General features: G+C 61.9%; 19 protein-coding genes and 4 tRNA genes. 8 read left to right on the forward strand and 15 right to left on the reverse strand.

Going from position 1 to position 20881, the window contains the following annotated elements; genetic code table 11:
* Positions 1 to 96: 96 nt before the first annotated feature.
* From VBE63_RS17325 to VBE63_RS17335, 3 genes are all read right to left on the reverse strand, one after another.
* A tRNA-Thr gene (locus tag VBE63_RS17325) sits at positions 97 to 172 on the reverse strand.
* 18 nt (positions 173 to 190) lie between these two features.
* Positions 191 to 264: transfer RNA gene (locus VBE63_RS17330), tRNA-Gly, on the reverse strand.
* A gap of 149 nt (positions 265 to 413) precedes the next feature.
* Positions 414 to 498: transfer RNA gene (locus VBE63_RS17335), tRNA-Tyr, on the reverse strand.
* A gap of 275 nt (positions 499 to 773) precedes the next feature.
* Here VBE63_RS17335 and VBE63_RS17340 point away from each other — a divergent pair.
* Positions 774 to 2111, forward strand: a complete 1338-nt coding sequence (locus VBE63_RS17340) for a UDP-glucose/GDP-mannose dehydrogenase family protein (protein WP_323684274.1) — start codon at positions 774 to 776, stop codon at positions 2109 to 2111.
* Between the two features lie 354 nt (positions 2112 to 2465).
* Positions 2466 to 3965: an OmpP1/FadL family transporter gene (locus VBE63_RS17345; RefSeq protein WP_323684275.1), complete on the forward strand. Its 1500-nt coding sequence runs from the start codon at positions 2466 to 2468 to the stop codon at positions 3963 to 3965.
* Positions 3966 to 4178: 213 nt separating this feature from the next.
* On the opposite strand, the gene pth is transcribed toward VBE63_RS17345, so the two are convergent.
* From pth to VBE63_RS17375, 6 genes are all read right to left on the reverse strand, one after another.
* Positions 4179 to 4763, reverse strand: coding sequence for an aminoacyl-tRNA hydrolase (gene pth / locus VBE63_RS17350; RefSeq protein ID WP_323684276.1), 585 nt, complete (start codon positions 4761 to 4763; stop codon positions 4179 to 4181).
* Between the two features lie 65 nt (positions 4764 to 4828).
* A complete protein-coding gene (locus VBE63_RS17355) occupies positions 4829 to 5455 on the reverse strand; it encodes a 50S ribosomal protein L25/general stress protein Ctc (RefSeq protein ID WP_323684277.1) in 627 nt (208 codons plus the stop codon).
* A gap of 96 nt (positions 5456 to 5551) precedes the next feature.
* Entirely contained in the window at positions 5552 to 6505 is a 954-nt protein-coding gene (locus VBE63_RS17360; protein ID WP_323684292.1) for a ribose-phosphate diphosphokinase, read from the reverse strand.
* A 60-nt stretch (positions 6506 to 6565) separates the two neighbouring features.
* Positions 6566 to 6640: transfer RNA gene (locus VBE63_RS17365), tRNA-Gln, on the reverse strand.
* Between the two features lie 26 nt (positions 6641 to 6666).
* Positions 6667 to 7557 (reverse strand): 4-(cytidine 5'-diphospho)-2-C-methyl-D-erythritol kinase, encoded by an 891-nt coding sequence (gene ispE, locus VBE63_RS17370; protein ID WP_323684278.1) that lies wholly within the window; start codon positions 7555 to 7557, stop codon positions 6667 to 6669.
* Positions 7557 to 9329, reverse strand: coding sequence for a tetratricopeptide repeat protein (locus tag VBE63_RS17375; protein WP_323684279.1), 1773 nt, complete (start codon positions 9327 to 9329; stop codon positions 7557 to 7559). Before VBE63_RS17375 ends, ispE begins: the two co-directional genes overlap by 1 nt.
* Positions 9330 to 9516: 187 nt before the next feature.
* Here VBE63_RS17375 and hemA point away from each other — a divergent pair, with 187 nt between their 5' ends.
* The 5 genes from hemA to VBE63_RS17400 all read left to right on the forward strand — a co-directional run bounded on the left by hemA (position 9517) and on the right by VBE63_RS17400 (position 13900).
* A complete protein-coding gene (gene hemA, locus VBE63_RS17380; protein WP_323684280.1) occupies positions 9517 to 10794 on the forward strand; it encodes a glutamyl-tRNA reductase in 1278 nt (425 codons plus the stop codon).
* A complete protein-coding gene (gene prfA, locus VBE63_RS17385; protein ID WP_323684281.1) occupies positions 10791 to 11870 on the forward strand; it encodes a peptide chain release factor 1 in 1080 nt (359 codons plus the stop codon). The genes hemA and prfA overlap by 4 nt, the downstream gene beginning before the upstream one ends.
* Before the next feature lie 60 nt (positions 11871 to 11930).
* Positions 11931 to 12806 carry a peptide chain release factor N(5)-glutamine methyltransferase gene (gene prmC / locus VBE63_RS17390; protein WP_323684282.1) on the forward strand — a complete coding sequence of 292 codons (876 nt, stop codon included), beginning with the start codon at positions 11931 to 11933 and terminating at the stop codon, positions 12804 to 12806.
* A 32-nt stretch (positions 12807 to 12838) separates the two neighbouring features.
* On the forward strand, positions 12839 to 13249 hold the full coding sequence (locus VBE63_RS17395; protein ID WP_323684283.1) for a hypothetical protein: 411 nt from the start codon (positions 12839 to 12841) through the stop codon (positions 13247 to 13249).
* 114 nt (positions 13250 to 13363) lie between these two features.
* On the forward strand, positions 13364 to 13900 hold the full coding sequence (locus tag VBE63_RS17400; RefSeq protein ID WP_323684284.1) for a hypothetical protein: 537 nt from the start codon (positions 13364 to 13366) through the stop codon (positions 13898 to 13900).
* A 48-nt stretch (positions 13901 to 13948) separates the two neighbouring features.
* Here VBE63_RS17400 and VBE63_RS17405 read toward each other — a convergent pair whose 3' ends face one another.
* The 6 genes from VBE63_RS17405 to VBE63_RS17430 form a co-directional block, all read right to left on the reverse strand.
* On the reverse strand, positions 13949 to 14635 hold the full coding sequence (locus VBE63_RS17405; protein WP_323684285.1) for a thiol:disulfide interchange protein DsbA/DsbL: 687 nt from the start codon (positions 14633 to 14635) through the stop codon (positions 13949 to 13951).
* Positions 14636 to 14705: 70 nt separating this feature from the next.
* Positions 14706 to 15650: a 4-hydroxybenzoate octaprenyltransferase gene (gene ubiA / locus VBE63_RS17410; RefSeq protein WP_323684286.1), complete on the reverse strand. Its 945-nt coding sequence runs from the start codon at positions 15648 to 15650 to the stop codon at positions 14706 to 14708.
* A gap of 156 nt (positions 15651 to 15806) precedes the next feature.
* On the reverse strand, positions 15807 to 17975 hold the full coding sequence (recG, locus tag VBE63_RS17415; protein WP_323684287.1) for an ATP-dependent DNA helicase RecG: 2169 nt from the start codon (positions 17973 to 17975) through the stop codon (positions 15807 to 15809).
* Positions 17976 to 18012: 37 nt separating this feature from the next.
* Entirely contained in the window at positions 18013 to 19275 is a 1263-nt protein-coding gene (mltB, locus tag VBE63_RS17420) for a lytic murein transglycosylase B (RefSeq protein ID WP_323684288.1), read from the reverse strand.
* Positions 19268 to 19675 carry a RidA family protein gene (locus tag VBE63_RS17425; RefSeq protein ID WP_323684289.1) on the reverse strand — a complete coding sequence of 136 codons (408 nt, stop codon included), beginning with the start codon at positions 19673 to 19675 and terminating at the stop codon, positions 19268 to 19270. The genes mltB and VBE63_RS17425 overlap by 8 nt, the downstream gene beginning before the upstream one ends.
* A 10-nt stretch (positions 19676 to 19685) precedes the next feature.
* Positions 19686 to 20180: a hypothetical protein gene (locus tag VBE63_RS17430; RefSeq protein WP_323684290.1), complete on the reverse strand. Its 495-nt coding sequence runs from the start codon at positions 20178 to 20180 to the stop codon at positions 19686 to 19688.
* A gap of 203 nt (positions 20181 to 20383) precedes the next feature.
* On the opposite strand from VBE63_RS17430, the gene VBE63_RS17435 reads away from it, so the two are divergent.
* Positions 20384 to 20881 (forward strand): phosphoribosylaminoimidazolesuccinocarboxamide synthase (locus VBE63_RS17435; protein ID WP_323684291.1); only part of this gene is annotated, 498 nt, incomplete at its 3' end.

A 20881-nucleotide genomic window follows, 5' to 3' on the forward strand; every position in this document is an offset into this window, starting at 1 on the left:
CTGACCCTATCTCCGCGCGCTTGGATGTCGTCTTGTTGCCAATCTACCGTTACTAACCGTCGCGCAAGCCCGGAACACCAGACTCGAGGACGAACATGGAGCCCATGACCGGAGTCGAACCGGTGACCTCACCCTTACCAAGGGTGTGCTCTACCAACTGAGCTACATGGGCATGCTTAATTCAGAGCATTGGAGCGGGTGATGGGAATCGAACCCACACCATCAGCTTGGAAGGCTGAGGTTCTACCATTGAACTACACCCGCATAGCGGACTGAAGCCTGAGCGCGGAGCGCAAATGTTAAGGATTGCGCCAAGCCGCACAGTCTCATGCTTTGCGCTCCGCGATCCCAATGAGGATTACGAAGAGCCCGTCTTCAGGATAACCACGCCTGGCGCTTCCGAGCATTTCGTGTGGTGGAGGGGGGAGGATTCGAACCTCCGAAGGCTGAGCCGTCAGATTTACAGTCTGATCCCTTTGACCGCTCGGGAACCCCTCCAAGTCAGCCGAGCGCGGCAGAGTAACCCTTGATGCTCTGCACGTCAATAGCGAACATGCCAATTGATCCCAAGCGATCCGACCCAGCTCAACCGAAGACCTTCCGCGCCCCGTCACCGCGACTGCCCGGCGCGCGAGGCGCTGGCCAAGATGTCGGCACGTCATTAGGACGCCCGCGCGAGAAGCGGTTTCCTCAACGGCAAGGCGGAGTGGGAACTGGTTACGGTACACTCGCGAGGCTTCAATTTCCGACTACCACGAACACGAGGAATGCCAATGGACGTCACGATCTTTGGAAGCGGCTACGTCGGCCTTGTCACCGGCGCCTGTCTCGCCGAGGTCGGCAATCAGGTGCTCTGCGTCGATGTCGATGAGGACAAGATCGCGCTGCTGAATAACGGCGGCGTGCCGATCTACGAGCCCGGCCTCGATGACCTGATCGGCAAGAACAGACAGGCAGGCCGCCTGCGCTTTTCAACCGACCCCGAAGAAGGCGTCGCCCATGGGTTGTTCCAATTTATCGCCGTTGGCACGCCCCCGGACGAAGACGGCTCGGCCGACCTCCGCCATGTGCTCGCCGTCGCCAAGGCGATTGGCGAGCGCATGACCGGCTACCGCGTGATCGTCGACAAATCGACGGTTCCGGTGGGGACGGCCGATCGCGTCGCTGAGACCGTGCGCGCCGCACAGAGCGAGCGCGGCCTAACCGTCGAATTCGATGTGGTCTCCAACCCCGAGTTCCTCAAAGAAGGCGCCGCCATCGACGACTTCATGCGCCCGGACCGCATCATTGTCGGCACTGACAACCCACGCACCGGCGAACTGCTGCGCGCCCTCTACGCTCCCTTCAACCGCAATCATGACCGCGTGATGCTGATGGGTGTGCGCTCAGCCGAGCTCACCAAGTACGCCGCCAACGCGATGCTGGCGACCAAGATCAGCTTCATGAATGAGCTCTCGAACATTGCCGAGGCGGTTGGCGCCGACATCGAGATGGTGCGCGTCGGCATCGGCTCTGATCCACGCATCGGCTACCAATTCATCTATCCAGGCTGCGGCTACGGCGGCTCCTGCTTTCCGAAGGATGTCCGTGCATTGGAGCGCACGGCCCGCGCCAAGGGCTACCAGGCCGAGCTGCTGCAGGCAGTTGAAGCAGTCAACGATCGCCAGAAGGATCTTCTCTTCAGCAAGATCGAGCAGCATTTCAACGGCAACCTCCAGGGCAAGACCTTCGCGCTTTGGGGTCTTGCGTTCAAGCCCAACACCGATGATATGCGCGAGGCCTCAAGCCGCCGCCTGATGGAACAGCTCTGGGCTGCGGGCGCCCGTGTGCGCGCCTTCGACCCTGTCGCAAGCGAGGAGGCCAGGCGCATTTATGGCGAGCGCTCTGACCTAGCGCTGGTCGAGGATCGCATGGCCGCCGTCACCGGCGCCGATGCACTGGTCATCGTCACCGAGTGGAACGAGTTTCGCAGCCCTGACTTAGCGGCCGTGGCAGCACAGCTGAATTCGCCCGTGGTCTTCGACGGGCGCAATCTGTTCGATCCGGCCCAGGTGAATGCCGCGGGCCTCGCCTATGTATCGATCGGACGCGAGCCTGCTCGCCTCGCCTAAACCCAGCTCAGCCGGCTGCTAGCGCGCAGCCTGCTGTCGCCTCCCGCGCCTCAAGCCTTCAAGCACCGCATCCCCTGCAAGCAGAGCGCGCCCACGAAATCCGGATTCGAGCCACGCAGGTCACCCTCGACCCTAGCCGCAGCGCCTTGCCAGCACCGCGCGCTGAGGCCCGCGCCTGTGCTAGCCATCGGAATCCTGTCGCGCACCATGAGAATACGCAATCAAAGCATTGACAATTTTCGACGAAAACCCAACAATTGGTTACAAAATATTACATCGTCGCAATAACTAGGATGCGCGATCGGCGCTTTGTAGTGAGTGCGCAGCAACCACGAGAGGAGCAGTCACAGCATCATGGGTAAGAAGGTTAATCTGGGCGCATTCGCCTTGGCATGGGGCGCCCTAGTACCCGTAGCCCATGCCACGAATGGCTACATGTCGCACGGCTACTCACCTGCGGCCAAAGGAATGGCCGGCGCTGGTTCGGTCTCGATGCCACAGGACACGCTTGCCATCGTCGCCAATCCCGCCGGAGCGAACCGGGTCGGTCGCCGCGCCGATGTCGGACTCTCTTGGTTCAGCCCGAATCGGGAATATGATGGTCTAACGCCCTCGGATGCCTTCTGCACCACCGGCTGCACCCAGGGCGCATTTGCACCCATCGGTAGCGGTCCCGACGGCAGAGGCACCGTCGAGAGCAGGAATACAGACTTCCTGATCCCCAATTTCGGCTACACCCAGCCACTCGATGATCGCAGCGCCATTGGCGTTGCCCTCTTTGGCAATGGCGGCATGAATACCGACTATCGCAGCAACGACACCTTCATGCGGTTTGGAGCCTTCGGCGGCAATAACGGCTTCGCCAACCCACCCGCCTACCTGCCGCCCGATCCGCGCGCCGGCATGCAGGTGCCCGGCACCAGCGCCCAGGGCGGTGGCAACGTCGGCGTCAATCTGGAGCAGATCGGTCTTTCTTTGGCCTATTCGCGCGAGGTCGCTGAGGGGCTGAGCCTAGGCGCCGCCTTCCTGCTCGCTTACCAAACCCTTGAAGTCAAGGGGGTCGGCGCCTTCCAAGGCTTCACCCAGACCTTCACCGAAAGCATGATCGCTAGTCGGACGATGCGTGGCGTCTCGCCAGCAAACCTCAGCGATAACGGCAAAGACTCGGCCTGGGGCTATGGCTTTCAGCTTGGCGGGCTCTGGGACATCAATCCGATGTTCTCGTTAGGCGCCTCCTATCGCACCAAGATGTACATGGGCAAATTCGACGACTATTCGGATCTGCTCGCCGAGGGTGGCGATTTCGACATCCCAGCGGTCGGCACAATCGGTTTCGCGCTCAAGCCCAATGACAGACTCGCGTTTGCCTTTGACGTCCAACGCATCTGGTACAGCGAGGTTCCATCCATCGCCAACAAAAACGACCTGGCCCTCAAATGCGACCTCGGGGCCGGCCTTGGCCAACCGAGCCAGCCGGGCGCAACCTATGACGCGCGCTACTGCTTGGGTGGCTCCAAGGGCGCTGGCTTCGGCTGGGACGACATGACCATCTTCAAGCTCGGCGTTCAGTACGCCGTGAACGACAAGCTCAAATTACGCGCCGGCTATAGCCATGGCGACAATCCGATCGATGGCAGCCAGGTCGCCTTCAATACCTTAACGCCTGCTACGCCAGAAGATCACTACACGATTGGTGCGAGCTACCTGCTCAATGACAACTTCGAGCTGACCTTCTGGGGCATGTATGCACCAGAGAATAGCGTCAAGGGTCCGGGCGCATTCACGGGTAACCAGGCACCCGAGATCAGGATGCACCAGTATGAGCTCGGCCTGAACTTCGCCTGGCTCTACTAAGCAGCTGTCCAGTTCGGCCCTCCGATGATCGTTTCACAGCGATCCTCCAAACGGGCACAGGTATAATAACCAGAGGAGGAGTAACGAGTCGCCGCAAGGCGGCTCGTTACATTTTTTTGATCCGGCAACAGCCGCCGCGCAACCGGAGAGACTGACCGCCCCCGCTGCCCTGATCCACCCTTGCACAACGCCCGCAAAGGCGGCTCGCAAAACTCAGGAACGGCGATGCAAGCGATTCATCACCCGCTGATACTCACCCGCCAGCAGCTCCGGTAAGCAACCTTCAGCCTGATCAACAGCGTCGAAGATGGCCTCTGCATCGGCCCGCGACGGATGGCTTAGCACGTAGCCAATCACCTGCTCTTTGCTGCCGGGATGACCAATACCGATGCGCAACCGCCAAAAGTCGCGACTGCCAAGTGCGGCGATACTGTCACGCATCCCATTATGGCCCGCGTGCCCCCCGCCCTGCTTGAGCTTGACCGTACCGACCGGTAGGTCGAGCTCATCGTAAGCAACCAGCACCCGAGCCGGCTCAAGGTCGAAATAGCGGCAGACCGCGGCGACCGATCGTCCACTATGATTCATGAAGGTGGTCGGTTTCAGCAGCCGAAGATCACCTTCAGGCTGATTGACTCGCCCCAGAAGACCATGAAACTTGGCATCCGCTCTCAGCTCGACGCCAGCGCGCTCGGCAACCCGATCGACCAGCCAGAAACCCGCGTTATGACGAGTCCCTTCGTACTGAGCGCCAGGGTTGCCGAGACCGACGATGAGTTGAATACCCATATCTGACATGGCCTAGCAGCACGAGCGATCCGCTGAACAGATCGCCCGCGACGTCCATCATCGCATCTTAATGATTAACTGTTCTCTTCACCGCCAGCGGCATCCTCAGCACCCTCTTCGCCTGTGCTCTCAGCCTGTGGCGCGTAGATCATCACCACTGGGGTATCCGGGTCGAGCGCGTGGGTCAGTTCGACGTTCGGCGGCAGCTGCAGCTCAGAGACATGAACGATATCGCCCTGATTCATCTCGGACATATCAAGCGTCAGAAACTCTGGCAGATCAGCTGGCAGGCAGCTGACCTCAATCTCAGTGATGTTATGCGAGACCTTGCCGCCCATCTTGACGCCAGGGCAGCTGCCCTCGTTCAAGAAGTGGATCGGGATCGTCAGACGCAGCTTCTCGTCACTGCTGACGCGCAGAAAATCGACGTGCAGCAGGAAGGGTTTTGCAGGATGGCGCTGAAGATCCTTGAGCACGACCTTCGTGGTCTCATCGCCGAGCTTCAGATCGAGGAGGCTGGAATAGAACGACTCGTGATCGAGCTGGCGTTCGAGCTCGTTATGACGCACCGAGATCATCACCGGCTCGGCATTGGCGCCGTAGACGATTCCAGGCACCAGCCCTGTACGACGCAGGCGGCGGCTCGCACCCTTCCCCGTGTCGCTCCTCGGCTGTGCCACAACTTCTAACAGATCACTCATGACTGAGTCTCCAGATTGAATAACAACAAAACGCCGGCATCCGCGACCAGATGCCGGCGCCAACATGTCAACGCGGACTGACCACGCTGATCTTGCTCAGTCGACGAACAGTGAGCTCACCGACTCTTCATTCGAGACGCGACGCATGGTCTCGGCGAGCAGCTCGCCAATCCCAAGCTGCCGGATCTTTGGACAATCGCGCGCCTCCGGGCGCAACGGAATGGTGTTCGTCACCACCAGCTCATCGAGCGCCGAGACCGAGATGTTGTCGACCGCCGGCCCGGACAGCACCGGATGCGTGCAGTAGGCTTGAACCCGGGATGCACCCTGCGCCTTCAATGCCGCAGCCGCCTGGCACAAGGTGCCGGCGGTATCGACTAGATCATCGACGAGCACGCAGGAGCGGCCGCGGACATCGCCGATGATGTTCATCACCTTGGCCTCATTGGCGCGCGGGCGGCGTTTGTCGATGATCGCGAGATCGGCGTCATCCAACCGCTTCGCCAACGCCCGGGCACGCACCACACCGCCAACATCGGGCGAGACCACCATCAGGTTCTCGTGCTTTTGCCGCCAGACATCCCCAAGCAGGATCGGCGAGGCATAGACATTATCGACCGGAATGTCGAAGAAGCCCTGAATCTGATCGGCGTGCAGGTCTACCGTCAAGACGCGATCCGCGCCGGCCGAGCCGATCATCTTAGCCACTAGGCGCGCGGTAATCGGCACACGCGCCGAGCGTGGGCGACGATCTTGACGGGCGTAGCCAAAGTAAGGGATCACCGCGGTGATGCGTTTGGCCGAGGCCCAGCGCAGCGCGTCGATCATCACCAACAACTCGAGCAGATTATCGTTGGTGGGCGCGCACGTCGGCTGCACGATAAAGATATCGCGCCCGCGCACGTTCTCTTGGATCTCGGTCATCACCTCGCCGTCACTGAACTGGCCGACAACAGCCTTGCCCAGTGGTAGCCCAAGGTGAGCGCAGATCTCTGAAGCGAGCGCCGGGTTGGCATTCCCAGAGAACACCATCATGGCACTGGCCTGCACGGATTGTCCTTTGGTCTCAAGCGGCACCGTTATTGGCCACTCTCGGCTTAGTGGAGTGTATGGCTGGGGCGCCAGGATTCGAACCTGGGAATGCTGGGATCAAAACCCAGTGCCTTACCTCTTGGCGACGCCCCAATGGATCGACCCAGCTTCGTCGGCTGTCAGTCAGCTTGCTGCGCTGCACGCTTGGCACCGCCAAACAGCGGTGAGCGATTCTGACCGCGGGCAACGAAGGCCGGAATCTCGGCTGGAACCTCAATGAGCAATTGCTCGGCCTCAACCTGAGTCGGTAGCGCAGCAAACAGGCAGGCTCCGGTTCCAGTGAGCTTTGCTTCTGCACGATCGGCCAGCCAATCAAATGCTCGCTTGACCTCTGGGTACTTGCCCAAGACTGTCGTAAGACAGTCATTTGCCGCATTGCCGCGCAGAAAGTCGACTAGTGTGATTGGCGCTGAGTCTCTTGTCAATCCCGGGTCGCCAAACACCGCGCTGGTCGCGACATGACAAGAGGGCGCTAACACCAAATACCAAGGCCTTGGAAGTTCAACCGGCACCAAAGTTTCCCCAACACCCTCAGCCCAGGCCGCAGCACCATGGACGAACACCGGTACGTCGGCACCCAGCCGCAGGCCGATCTCAGCGAGCTGTTCAACCGGCAGCCCAGTCCCCCAGAGTTGATTCAGGGCGTGGAGCGTGGTCGCCGCGTCCGAGCTCCCACCGCCGAGTCCTCCCCCCATCGGCAGGCGCTTTTCAACCCGGATGCTGATGCCGGTACCGCAGCCGGTCGCATCCGCAAGCGCGCGTGCGGCACGCACCACCAGATCTTGCTCAGGCGGAACCTCAGCCGGGCCATCCAGTCGCTCGATCCGACCATCGCGGCGCAGCTCGAAGTACAGCCGATCACACCGATCGACAAACTGAAACACCGTCTGCAACAGGTGGTAGCCATCGGCGCGGCGTCCGAGCACGCGCAGCATGAGATTCAGCTTCGCAGGCGCCAGCCAGGCCCCTTCTGCATTCGGTTGCGGAATCAGCATTGAAGATGTGGCCATCAGTTATCCGACTGCGAGAAGCGAAAACGACTCAGCACCCGCAACAGATATTCATGCTCCGGCGCCTCGTCGAGGGCGTTTCGCCACACCGCGCGCGCCTCGTCCTGCCGACCGAGCGTCCAGAGCACCTCGCCCAAGTGCGCGGCGATCTCAGCATCGAAGCCCTGCTCCAAGGCCCGACGCAAGAATACCTCGGCGGCCTCAGGCTGGCCCTTGCGATAGAGCACCCAGCCCATGCTATCGAGGATTGCCGGATCATCTGGGCGTAACTGCAGTGCGCGCTCGATCAAGGATTTTGCGGCATCAAAGCGGTCGGTGCGATCCGCCAGCGTGTAGCCAAGCGCGTTGAGCGCGTCGACATGATCCGGGTCAGCGACCAAGATACGACGCAGATCGCGCTCTAGCAACGCCACTTTTCCCATTCCCACGGCCAACATCGCTCGCGCATAGAGCAGGTCTGCATTGTCAGGATCGTTACCGAGCGCCAGATCATAGACCTCGAGCGCCTGTTGCTCGAGCCCTTGGTCACGCAGCATCTCGGCCTCAATCAGGTAAAAGGCCGAGGTTTGGCCAGCGTATTGATCACGCAACTGCTGTAACAGCTCGCGCGCGCGCCGAACATCGCCATTCTTGGCATGCAGTCGCGCAATCCGGACCTGGGCGTTGGTGCGATTCTGCCCCTGCACCTCCTCATAGAGCGCTAGCGCGTCCTGGTGATTCCCTGCCTGCTCCTCCACTTGCCCGAGCAAGAAGGCAACCTCGTCTGGCCGTTCGCCGAGCCCCTTGAGCCGCTCCAAATAACCACGAGCAGCCTCCATATCACGGATGTCTAACGCAAGCACAGCAGCGGCAAAGAGCACGTCTGGACGGTCTGGCGTCTGCACCAACAGCTCGTTGAAAACCGCCAACGCCTGCTCTGACTCCTCGGCATCCATGTGCAGCTGCGCCTTCATCAGCTTGAGCTCGGCATCATCGGGCGCTTGGCTGATATAGCGATCGAGCGCCGCATGGGCCTGTTCTGGCTGCTCGGCTCTCACCAAGAGGCGCACTAGAAACACTTGCGGATCAGTCCAGCCTGGGCGCAGGACCGATGCCCGTTCAGCAAGCTGCACAGCAACCTCATGATCGCCAGCGGCTGCGGCTAACGTCGCCAGTGCAAACTGCGCATCCGGATCAGTATCCGCGTTTAGCGCAGCCACCAGCTCACGCATCAGCGCCAACCGATCGTTCGGATCTGGTAACCGCCCAAGGACTTGCGCCGCTTGCAGATAACCTTGACCAGGTACACCGCCCAGCTCGATCACACGCTTTAGCGATTCGAGGGCGGTTGCCCGGTCGCCCGCCTCCAGCGCCAGAAAAGCCGACAACTGATGGGCTTTTGGGGCATCAGGCTCGAGCTCAGTCCAGAGCGCGAGCGCCTCACGCGCCGCTTCGGGGCGCTTGATGTTGAGGGCCGAGCGCACGGCGCGCTCAGCAAGACGCGGCTCCCGCGCCAGCTTCGCCGCCGCAAGGAAATGCTCGACGGCGGCGTCATAATCGCCCCGCTGTAGCGCCACCTCGGCGACAAGCGTGGCATAGACCAAATCGGAGCTCAGCTCTTGCAGCGGCTCCTGACCATTCGCCGGAGCTGCTTGTGCCGAAGTCGATGCCGCGTCTGAGCCCGACGCCAGGGGCTGCAAAGGAGGCTCGACAGCCTGATCAGCGCTGCTTGCCAACGCAACCAGTGCAAGCAAGGACGTCAGGACTGAGAGTAAGCGAGTTTGTGTGCGCATAGATGAGGTGCAAACAGAGAGGCACAGACAGATGGTTGACCGCGATCAGCCGGATAAATGTTTCGATCGCAGTATACTCATGCAGTTCCTATCGCGGAAAGCAACCACTCGCGGCCCCAGAGCACCGCCATCGCCGTCGTGCGGAGCGGGGCAAACGCAGACAACCGGCTAGCCCTCGGATTCCGCCATGCCACTGATTGTACTCGGACTAAACCATAAGACGGCGCCCGTCGACATCCGCGAGCGCTTGACCTTCGGGCCCGATGTCATCGTCGCCGCCCTGCGCACGCTGCTCGAGCAAAGCCCCGCCGATGAGGCAATTATCCTCTCGACCTGCAACCGTACTGAGATCTATTGCGCAACTGATACGCGCGACATCGAATCCCCTGTGCGCAACTGGCTTGGCAGCTTTCACGGCATCGAGCCGCAACTGTTCGCCCAGCATCTATACGTGCACAAAGACCGTGATGCCGTCACCCATTTGTTTAAGGTCGCCTGCGGCCTCGACTCCATGGTCCTCGGTGAGCCGCAGATCCTCGGTCAGGTCAAGGCCGCCTTCAAGACCGCCTGCGAGGGCGGCAGCAGTGGCCGCCTGCTTGGACGCCTGTTCCAATGCACCTTCGCGGTCGCCAAGCAGGTGCGCACCGATACCGCCATCGGTAGCAGTCCGGTGTCGGTCGCCTTCGCCGCGGTCAGTCTGGCGCGTCAGATCTTCAGCGACCTCTCGAAACAGACCGCGCTCCTGATTGGTGCGGGCGAGACCGTTGAGCTTGCCGCCCGTCATCTTCACCAGCACGGCATCGGTCGCATCATCGTCGCCAACCGCACGGTTGAGCGCGCCCATCTTTTGGCCACCCAATTCGACGGTTACGCCATCGCGCTGACCGAACTGGCCAGCCATCTGCCCGAGGCCGATATCGTCGTCTCCTCCACCGCAAGCCCGCTGCCGGTGCTCGGCAAGGGCACGGTCGAGCGTGCGCTCAAACAACGTCGACATCGTCCGATCTTCATGGTCGATATCGCGGTGCCACGCGACATTGAGCCCGAGGTCGGGCAGCTGCGCGACGTCTACCTCTACACGGTTGATGATCTACAAGGCGTGGTCGATGAGGGGATGCGCTCACGCAACCACGCCGCCGAGCAAGCGGTCGAGATCATCGACCTGCACTGCGAAGAGTTCATGGCCTGGGTGCGCTCGCTCGATGCGGTCTCACTGATTCAGGATTATCGCTCACGCGCTGAGTGCATTCGCGACGAAGCTTACGCGCGCGCAGCGCGCCAGCTGGCCGCCGGCAAACCCCCTCATGAGGTCATGCGTCACCTTGCCCATGTGCTAACCAACAAGCTCTTGCACGAACCTAGCGTGCGGTTGCGCCAGGCCGGCCGCGAGGGTCAATCGGAGCTGCTGGAGGCAGCGAATGAACTCTTCCAGCTCTCCCAGGGCCAAGACACCGGCAATCGATGAACCCATCCATTCGCGGCAAGCTTGATCGGCTTGCCGAACGCTTCGCCGAGATCACGGCTCTGTTGGCGGAGCCTGAGGTGCAGTCGGACCAAAACCGGTTTCGTGATCTCGGCCGAGAGTACTCGCAACTCGAGCCTGTCATCGGCTGCTGGCAGCAGTATATTGAGCTCGAGGCCGAGATCGCCTCGGCACGTGAGATGCTCGCTGATCAGGAAATGGCTGAGTTGGCGCGCGAGGAGCTTACCGCCGCCGAACAGCAGCGCGAGCAGCTTGAGCCCGAGCTCAACCGGCTGCTGATTCCACCCGACCCCAACGATCATCGCAATATCTACCTTGAGGTGCGCGCGGGCACTGGCGGCGCCGAGGCGGCTTTGTTTGCCGGCGACCTGCTGCGGATGTATCTGCGCTATGGGGAGCTACAGGGTTGGCGTCATGAGATCATCAGCGCCAGCGAGGGCGAGATGGGCGGCTACAAAGAGGTCGCGGTACGCATCAGCGGCAACGGCGTCTACTCGCGACTCAAGTTCGAGTCTGGCGCCCATCGGGTACAGCGTGTACCCGAGACCGAATCACAGGGCCGCATCCATACCTCGGCCTGTACTGTCGCCATCCTGCCCGAGGTCGACTCGGTCGACGAGATCAGCGTCGACCCGAACGATCTGCGCGTCGATACCTATCGCGCTTCGGGTGCCGGCGGGCAGCACGTCAACAAGACCGACTCCGCGGTGCGCCTGACTCACCTGCCAAGCGGTATCGTCGTCGAATGCCAGGACGAGCGCTCACAACACAAGAACCGCGCCAAGGCGCTCGCACTGTTGCAGGCGAAACTGCTGTCAGCCGCGCAGGAAGAGCAGGCCGCTGAACAAAGCGCCTCGCGCCGGTTACAGGTGGGCAGCGGCGACCGCTCCGAACGCATCCGCACCTACAACTTTCCGCAGAACCGGCTCACCGATCACCGCATCAACCTCACGCTCTACAAGCTCGACGAGGTGATGATGGGCAACCTCGACCAAGTCGTTGAGCCCCTGCAACGCGAGCACCAGGCCGATTTGCTCGCAGAGCTGACCACCGCCTGATCGGCATCCAGAGCGCTAAGCGCAGTCTCACCCAGTCGACATCGAGAGGGTTTTGTTGGCATGAGCGCACCGCTCGCCCGCATCGCCGAGCTGCGCCGCTCGGCAAGCCTGCGCCTGGCCGCCGTTGGCCAGGATAGTGCGGCACTTGAGGCCGACCTGCTGCTCGGCGCCGCAACCGGGCTCGAACGCAGCCAACTCATCGCTTGGCCGGAGGCCTGTGTCAGCGTTCCCCAGCAACAGCATTTCGAGCAATTGATCGCACGACGCCTAGCCGGCGAGCCAATCGCCTACCTGCTTGGGTGGCGCGAATTCTGGAGCCTCAAGCTCCACGTCAGCCCAGCGACGCTGATTCCCCGCCCCGAGACCGAGACCCTGGTCGAGCATGTGCTTGACCATCTGCCGGCAGCTGCCGCACTTCGGGTCGCCGACCTCGGCACCGGCAGCGGCGCAATCGCCGTAGCACTGGCTCGAGAGCGCCCACATTGGACCTTGTTCGGCATCGAGCGCGCTGCCGAAGCGCTGAGCCTGGCCGCATTCAATACCACTGAGCTTCAGCTCAAGAATCTCAACCTGATCCGCGGCAACTGGTCGCGGGCACTGGGCGGGGGATCAGTGGACGCCCTCCTCAGCAACCCGCCTTATGTGCGCGCCGATGACCCGCATCTTGCCAACGGGGATCTCCGCTTTGAGCCCGCCACTGCACTAAGCGCTGGCCGCGATGGTCTGAACGCGATTCGGAGCATTCTTGCCGATGCCCCCCGCTGCCTCAAGCCTGGCGGCCTGCTCGCAATCGAGCACGGCTGGGACCAAGGTCCAAGCCTGCGCGAACTGATGGCAGCGAAAGGGTTCGAGGGGATTGAAACCCTGCGTGATCTCAGTGGTCAGGAACGAGTCACCCGAGCGCACCACAGCGGCAAGGGGCTGATGAGCACTTGATCACCGACCTGCGGATTAAGCATACTCCACCTATGGAAACATCCGATCCCGACCGCATCAAACAGCGCCAGATCCATTTTCGCGATCTGCATCCGGAGCGTAACGACGCCAGCACAGCGGCGGCCTTCTTGGCGGACGTCGATGGTGTGTTGCGTGCCGAGCCGCTGTCACCTATCGTCTTGGATCTGACCTACGATCTACGGCGAACCTGTCTGGAAGAGATCGACGAGGCGCTCGCTGAGCTTGGTCTGCACCTGGACGGCGCACTGTTCTTCAAACTCAGGCGCTCGCTCTACTATTACACCGAAGGCACCTATCGCGAGAACCACGGCTGGGCTCGTGGCGAGAGTCAATGCACCAAGTTGGTGTTCGCGAAACGTTGGGAGAGCCTCGAGCATGGTTGCCGTGACCCGCGGCCCGAACACTGGCGGCGCTATCTCTAGCGGCCTCGCTGCCCTGCCCTCGCTGCGCCACAGCCACCCGCACTCAAACGGCTCGCGAAGGATGCGCCAAGTCTTCTATGATGCGGCAATGGCCCCAAGCACACCGAGTGTCTTATGCGTTTTGACGTCAGCGACCGCGAGATCAAGCAGGCCAACATCCCGCACGAGATCTTCCTCACCAATCTGATCGGTAACCATATCCTGATGGCGGTTGCAGCCGGCGGCATTGCCGGCAGTTTCCCCTGGGTGATGGCGATCATCCCAGCGATCTCCTTCTCAATATTGAGCTTTACGCTCTGGCGAGCGCGCCGCTCGATTGGACGAGACCCCTGGTATGTGATGTGTCATTGGCAAGTCTGCGCACGCCGTAGTCGCATCTTCATTGGCATGCTGTCCTTACTGCTGGTCGCCATGGCCCTCGGCTGGGCCGGTCACGTCTATGGCGGGATGATGAAGGAGGCAGCCATTGCACTGGTTGCCGGCATCGGTATCCTGCCGGTGATGGTGACCGTCTTGGTGCTGATCATCGTTGAGTCCGATGCCCTCTACAACGCCAGCCAGGCAAAGCTTCCCGCCTGGGTTGTCGAGCGCTTCCCGAACCCGGAGGCAACACAGATCGATGAGTCAGAGGCTCAAAACACCCCAGCTTGAGGACCATCCAGACGTTGATATTGAGTTTGCCAGCAACCTCGGCGACCCTCAATCGCTCGTAGCTTGCTCTTTCGCCACCAGGAAGTTAACCAGCTCGAACAACTGGTCACGCCCGCCCGCCTCTGTCACACCACTCATATAGGTCCCGTTGACGACGATCGCCGGCACCCCTGAGAGCTGATAACGGCGCACTAGGTCGGCCGACTGGCGTACCTTCATATCGACTGGAAACGACTCATAGGCCTGACGAAAGGCCTCCTCGTCAATGCCCTGCTCGGCGGCAAAGGCGATTAGGGCTTCGTCGGTGAAGATCTGCCGCCGTTGCTCGTGCAGCGCTTTAAACAAAGGCTCATGCAGCTTGTCCAGCTCGCCCAAGTGTTCGGCAGCAAAGTAGGCCTTGGCATGCGGAATCCAGCGCGTTGTGGCCGCCGCCGGCAAGCGCTTGAAACTGACACCCTCCGGCTTGTTCTCGAGCCAACGCTCAATCGCCGGCTCTAGCTGATAACAGTGTGGACAGCCATACCAAAACAGCTCCAAGACCTCGACATCATCGCCAGGCTCCAAGCGCTGCGGCTCGGCAACCCGTTGATATTCAATGCCCTCGTCAAACCCCGCCGCCGCTAGCGCGGAGCCAGTCAGTAGGCCAAGCGGCCCGAGCAGCGCTAGCCCACACAGAAGCCCCATGAGCAGCCTCGACCAAGACGGGCGCTGCTTGATGATCAATCGCGCGGACATGATGCTCCTCCAGACGATGTCAGTCGTTTTCATTCTCTCAACCGCAGCTAGGGCGCGGCGCCATGAGCTTTTAGGCCGGGCGCAAAAGATAGTCGACCATCAGACCCACAAAGACCGCCATGCCGAAGTAATTGTTATTCAGAAAGGCCTCGAAACAGGGCTTGGGCTCGCGCCTGCGGATCAGCCACTGCTGGTAGATGGAGAACCCTGCCGCAACCGCAAGACCGATGAAGAAGGTTGTGCCCCGTCCAGCTTGCAGCCCCACCCAGATCAGCATCAGCAACATCAGCAGTTGCAGCAAGCCGACGATGAGTCGATCCCAGCGGCCAAATAGGATCGCACTCGACTTGATGCCGATCTTCAGATCGTCTTCGCGGTCGACCATCGCGTACTGGGTGTCGTAGATCAGCGCCCAGATCACGGTGGTGACGAACAGCACCCAGGCATAGAACGGGATGGTCTCCTGAATGGCGGTGAAGGCCATTGGCACCGCCCAACCGAAGGCGGCGCCCAGAAACAGCTGCGGCACATGGGTGAAGCGCTTCATGAACGGATAGATCATCGCCAGCGTCACCGCCACCACCGACATCGCGATGGTCTGCCAGTTGAGGAACAGCACCAGACCAAAGGAGGCAAGGCTCAGCAGCAAGAACACCGCGACGGCCTCGGCGGGGCTGATCAGGCCTTGGGCGAGTGGCCGCGCATGGGTGCGCGCGACATGGCCATCCAGCTTGCGATCGGCAAAGTCGTTGATCGCACAGCCCGCCGAGCGCATCAGCACCACGCCAAGCACGAAAATGATGGCCACCTGCCAAGGCGGATGGCCCTCGCCGGCAAGCCAGAGCGCCCAGAGCGCGGGCCACATCAAGAGGAAGATGCCGATCGGCTTGTTGAGCCGAATCAACCGGACGTAGGCATCAAATCGGACGCGCCAGTCAGTGGCGAAAGCCGGACTCGACGCCACCTCCACCGGAAGTTCACTCGGCTGACTGATCTTGGTCTCAGGAACGCGCATGCGAGGATTCGATGGTCTCTGGCTAATGGACGCCAAGGCCAGGGGCCTATGACTTCTCCTGGACGAATGAGACCCGAGCCAGGTGCAAATGGCGCGGAGGTCTCAGGGCGGCAATTATGGCATAGCGCCAGCTGCGGCGAAGGCTTGAGACGCGGCTCAGACCTGACCGTAGTCGTCGCGACGGCCAAGCCAGCGCCGAATCAGCGGCTCGACATGCTCGGGCCAGTCTGCGAGCAGCCGGTCTGCCGCTCGCCGCGCTGCGAGCGACAGCACGCTGTCGCGCATCGGGTCAGCGAGTCGGAATTGAATGGCGCCAGCTTGACGCGTCCCCAACACCTCACCCGCGCCACGCATGTGCAGATCGGCCTCGGCGATGCGAAAGCCGCTCGCCTCGCGGCGCAGGATATCCAGCCGCTCGCGCGCCGCGCGCGTCAACGGCGGGTGGTACATCAGCAAGCAGACACTGTCGATGGTGCCACGGCCAACGCGACCACGCAGCTGATGCAGCTGCGCCAGGCCAAGCCGTTCCGGATTCTCAATGATCATCAGGCTGGCATTGGGCACATCGACCCCGACCTCGATCACCGTAGTCGCGATCAGCAGATCGAGCTCACCGGCCTTGAACGCGGCCATCACCGGCGCCCGCTCCTGTGCCTTGATGCGGCCATGCACCAAACCAATGCGCAGCGCTGGCAGCCGCTCGCGCAGATCGGCGGCAGCGTCCTCGGCAGCTTGCGCCTGCAGCGCATCGGACTCCTCGACCAGGGTACAGACCCAGTAGGCCTGACGGCCAGCTCGGCAGCCCGCATGCACACGCTCAATCACCTCGTCGCGTCGGCTGTCTGGGACTGCAACCGTGGTGATCGGCCGCCGCCCTGGGGGCAACTCATCGATCTCGGACAGATCCAGGTCGCCATAGACTGACATCGCAAGCGAGCGCGGGATCGGGGTCGCGGTCATGATCAGTTGATGCGGGATGCGACCCTCGCGCTCGCCCTTCTCGCGCAGGCTGAGTCGCTGATGCACCCCAAAGCGGTGCTGCTCATCGATGATCACCAGCCCAAGCTCGGCGAAGCGAACCTCAGCCTGAAACAGCGCATGGGTGCCGATCACGAACCGCGCCTGGCCGCTCGCGATGCGCTCGAGGATCAACGCCCGCTCACTGCCAGAATGACGCCCGGAGAGCCAGGCCAGTTCGATCTGCAGCGGCTCTAGCCACTGCTGCAGACTTTGCAGGTGCTGCTCGGAAAGAAGCTCGGTCGGCGCCATCAGCGCAACCTGATGTCCAGCCTCGATCACCTGCAGCGCAGCCATCGCCGCAACCAGGGTCTTGCCGGAGCCAACATCGCCAAGCAGCAGACGCATCATCGGCTGCGGCTGTTCCAAGTCAGCGGCGATCTCGTCCACCACTCGCTGCTGGGCGCCCGTGAGCTGGAACGGCAGCTGTGCCCGCAGCCGCTCGCGCAGTGTCATGTCGCCGAGCAGCACCGGGGCAAGTTGCGCACTGCGCGCCCGACGCAGGCGGCGCAAGGCCAGCTGATGTGCCAACATCTCATCGAAGGCCAGGCGCAGAAAGGCGGGATGACTGCGATCGAGTAGTGAGGTCGTTAGCTCAGCGCCTGCATCAGCCGGTGGTCGGTGAAGCAGGAACAGGGCGTCGACAAGCGCCGGCAGCTGTAATGGCGCCGTCAGGCTGGTGGGAATCCAATCTTTAAGCGCGCTCGGATCGCGTTGCAACCAATCGAGGGCCTGATCGGTGAGTGCGCGCAGACTGATCTGCTGCAGACCCTCGGTGGCTGGGTAGATCGGCGTCAGCCGTCCGCTCGACTCCGGGTTGGCAGGCGCAGCAGCCAGTTGGCCAGTCGCCGAGTTAGCTTCCGAGCCAGTCACCGAGCAACTCGCCAAGCCATTCACTCGATCCACGACGCGCTCCAGCGACTGCAGCTCCGGATGCACCATCTCCAACATCTGCGGCCCTTGGCGGACCTCACCAAAGCAGCGCAGCCGCTGGCCTGGTCGCATCGCCTCGACCTGGGCGCGAGTAAAGTAGAAAAATCGCAGCAATAGGGCGCCGCGGCCATCCTCAATGCGGATCTTCAGCGAGCGCCGCCGGCCTTGAGCGATTTGGGCATCAACGACCTCACCCTCGACCAACACCTCTTCATTGACAACCAAGTCCGCCAGCGGCTGTAGTCGGGTACGATCTTGATAGCGCAGCGGCAGATGAAAGAGTAGATCCTGTAGCGTCAGGATGCCGAGCCGTTGCAGCCGCTCGGAGATGCGCGGCCCGACGCCTTTCAGCTGCTCAACTGGTATTTGATCCAAGAGCGGTTGGGTCCAAAAGGGGTTTGGGTCTCGCCCGTCAGCCAGCGGGAACCGCGAAAGCGCCCGAACCGGGTTGATCGGTCATGCGCAAGGTTGGCTGATTGAGGCCGCGCCGCGAGCGCAGTGCCTGCGCCAACTGGTGTACCGTCATCGCATAATAGGTGCTGTTGTTGTAGCGGGTGATGACGTAAAAATTCTCAAAGCCGAGCCAATATTCGAGGCCGCCGGCGGCATCCAAGCGCAGCAGACTCACCTGGCGTTGATCCGGGAGCGCCACGGCGGGTTGAATCCCCTTCGCCTTGAGACTCGCGACCGAATAGTTGGTCTTGAAGCCGGTATCCGTCGACCAGGGCAGCCCGGCACCGCCGCTCGTCCGCGCGACGACAGCCGCGCCCGGCTCCCAGCCATGGGCATGGAAGTAGTGGGCAACGCTGCCGATGGCGTCTTCCGGGTTCCAGAGATCGCGCCGGCCATCGCCATCGAAATCGACCGCATAGTCACGCCAACTCGAGGGCATGAACTGACCCAGGCCCATCGCACCGGCAAAGGAGCCGACTGGCTGTAATGGATCAAATCCCTGATCCTCGGCCATCAGGAGAAACTGAGCAAGCTCTTCCTGGAAATACTCGGCACGGCGAGGATAGTCGAAAGCCAGCGTTGCCAGCGCGTCAATGATCCGATGCGTGCCCATGTACCCGCCCCAGCGCGTCTCGACGCCAATGATGGCAACGATGTACTCGGGCGGCACCCCATACTTCTTCGATGCTTGATCCAGTGTCTTCGCATGTCGAGCCCAGAAGGCGCTGCCCTTGTCGAGCATGGCAGGGGTGATATGGCGGCTGCGGTAGCGGGTCCAGGCGCCGGTCGGACCCGAGGCTGGTCGCCATTGCTTGTCCATATAGCCAATGATCGTGGGGTCGCGCTGGGTGCGTTCGAAGATGCGGACCAATTCGGCACGATCGAGCCCTTTGCCCTGCATTCGATCAATGAACCGCTCAACATCGGCACGGCCTGCAAAGTCGCCGCCTGTCACTTGGCGACTTCCTTGAAGTCCGGCGCTTGAAACCGCGCGGAAATGCGCGTTGCTGTCGTAGCGAGCATCCGAACTGACTGCGGCCGCCTGCATGCTCGCAAAGGCGGAGGTACTAGGCGGACTGGACTTGAGTGCCGCCGTCGTCGAGCCTGCAGTCGCTCGCGCTGAGCGCTCGGGCTGTTTTGCCGGCTGGGAGCTGCAGGCACTGAGGACGACGGCAAGCGATAGCAGAGCGATCGGGGTCAGAATGCGGGTCATATCATGCATCGGATGCCTCGCCTTCGTCGCCAATCACCATGATCGCATCCATCTCGATCTCAGCGCCCTTGGGCAAGGCCGCAACGCCGATCGCCGCACGCGCTGGGTAGGGCTCAGCAAAGGTCTCGGCCATGACTTCGTTGACCAGCGGAAAGTGACCCAGATCGGTCAAAAAGATGTTGAGCTTAACGATATCCTTGAGCCCCCCACCGGCGGCCTCGGCTACCGCGGCCAGGTTGCTGAAGACCTGCCGAGCCTGGATCTGTATCTCGCCCCTGACCAATTCACCCGAGCCAGGCAGCAGCGGGATCTGGCCGGAAAGATAAACGGTATCGCCAACGCGCACCGCTTGCGAATAGGGGCCGATCGCGGCCGGCGCCTGCTCGGTGTGGATGATCTGTTTGGCCATAAGGCGGCTCCTAATTTGGTGAGAGCGAGGAGTTAGAGCCACCAAACAGCGCCTGCCACCAGCGTCGGCGCCCTTTCGGCACCAACTGCGTCGCCGGCAGATCAACCGGTGGCAGCTTGGTCATCACCCAGCCTGGCAGCGGCGGATGGTTGCTCGACCCACAGACCACGCCGAGATTGTTCGGGTCGTAGATCTTGACTAGGCTCGGAATGCGCAGGTCATCAGCGTAGACGATCCCACACAGGCGCTCATCATGCTCGCGCCGCAGCAAGGCATCGATCTCATCGATGAAGCGCTCCACCGTCGCTGCATCGGCTTGCGATGCAGGCGGTGGCTCGCCAATGGCGTACAGGTACCAACCGCCCTTGGCATCGGCACGCAGCCGCGTCCAGAGCGCATCCAGATCGGTCCAACGCAAGGCGGAGGTAAAACGACCGCGAAAGGCGTGTAGAAAAGGATCGGTCTCCGCTGTCGGCTGCACGGCACTGTTCGAATGCTTGCTCATGAGGCCGAAGGCTAACCCAAGGTCACTGAATTTGGAACAAGGCAAGACTCAACAAGCGACTGCTGATCCATCGCCGGCCCTGGCCAGGCTGTTTGCATGAACCTTATCTCTGGAGTCGCAAGGGTGTCGCCTCGCGCCTGCCATCGTTCCGACCAAGGGCAGGCTGGTATAGTCGCGGCTTAACCGATCGAGCGACAACGCCCATGACCAGCCTCTACCAATCCGAGCTCAGCGAGCTGCCGCTGCTCAGCCGCGGCAAGGTCCGCGATATCTATAGCGCGGGCGATGCGCATCTGCTCATCGTCACCAGCGATCGACTCTCCGCCTTCGACGTGGTGCTGCCGCAGCCAATCCCCGGCAAGGGCGAGGTGCTCACGCGCGTCAGCCGCTTCTGGCTCGAGCGCACCGCGGGGATCATCCCCAACCAGCTCAGCGATCTGTCAGTCGAGACCTTCGTCACCGATCCCGATCAGCGGCACTCGCTCGGCGATCGCGCCATGGTGGTGCGCAAGCTGAGCCCGCTGCCCATCGAGGCCATCGTCCGCGGCTATCTGATCGGCTCGGGCTGGAAGGACTATCAGGCCAGCGGCGCGGTCAGCGGCATCGAGCTGCCAGCCGGGCTGCGCCAAGCCGACCGCCTGCCCGAGCCGATCTTTACCCCCTCGACCAAGGCCGCCATCGGCGACCATGACGAGAACATC

It is taken from the genome of Lamprobacter sp., from assembly GCF_034860625.1.
Lineage (GTDB): Bacteria > Pseudomonadota > Gammaproteobacteria > Chromatiales > Chromatiaceae > Lamprobacter.

Bases quoted from the DNA above. Each gene is read 5' to 3' on its own strand.
- VBE63_RS17405 (WP_323684285.1), bottom strand. From the start codon at position 14,635: ATGTCCGCGCGATTGATCATCAAGCAGCGCCCGTCTTGGTCGAGGCTG.
- VBE63_RS17425 (WP_323684289.1), bottom strand. From the start codon at position 19,675: ATGGCCAAACAGATCATCCACACCGAGCAGGCGCCGGCCGCGATCGGC.
- mltB (WP_323684288.1), bottom strand. From the start codon at position 19,275: ATGCATGATATGACCCGCATTCTGACCCCGATCGCTCTGCTATCGCTT.
- VBE63_RS17395 (WP_323684283.1), top strand. From the start codon at position 12,839: ATGGAAACATCCGATCCCGACCGCATCAAACAGCGCCAGATCCATTTT.
- VBE63_RS17400 (WP_323684284.1), top strand. From the start codon at position 13,364: ATGCGTTTTGACGTCAGCGACCGCGAGATCAAGCAGGCCAACATCCCG.
- ubiA (WP_323684286.1), bottom strand. From the start codon at position 15,650: ATGCGCGTTCCTGAGACCAAGATCAGTCAGCCGAGTGAACTTCCGGTG.
- VBE63_RS17375 (WP_323684279.1), bottom strand. From the start codon at position 9,329: ATGCGCACACAAACTCGCTTACTCTCAGTCCTGACGTCCTTGCTTGCA.
- ispE (WP_323684278.1), bottom strand. From the start codon at position 7,557: ATGGCCACATCTTCAATGCTGATTCCGCAACCGAATGCAGAAGGGGCC.
- VBE63_RS17430 (WP_323684290.1), bottom strand. From the start codon at position 20,180: ATGAGCAAGCATTCGAACAGTGCCGTGCAGCCGACAGCGGAGACCGAT.
- pth (WP_323684276.1), bottom strand. From the start codon at position 4,763: ATGTCAGATATGGGTATTCAACTCATCGTCGGTCTCGGCAACCCTGGC.
- hemA (WP_323684280.1), top strand. From the start codon at position 9,517: ATGCCACTGATTGTACTCGGACTAAACCATAAGACGGCGCCCGTCGAC.
- prfA (WP_323684281.1), top strand. From the start codon at position 10,791: ATGAACCCATCCATTCGCGGCAAGCTTGATCGGCTTGCCGAACGCTTC.
- VBE63_RS17340 (WP_323684274.1), top strand. From the start codon at position 774: ATGGACGTCACGATCTTTGGAAGCGGCTACGTCGGCCTTGTCACCGGC.
- VBE63_RS17345 (WP_323684275.1), top strand. From the start codon at position 2,466: ATGGGTAAGAAGGTTAATCTGGGCGCATTCGCCTTGGCATGGGGCGCC.
- VBE63_RS17355 (WP_323684277.1), bottom strand. From the start codon at position 5,455: ATGAGTGATCTGTTAGAAGTTGTGGCACAGCCGAGGAGCGACACGGGG.
- prmC (WP_323684282.1), top strand. From the start codon at position 11,931: ATGAGCGCACCGCTCGCCCGCATCGCCGAGCTGCGCCGCTCGGCAAGC.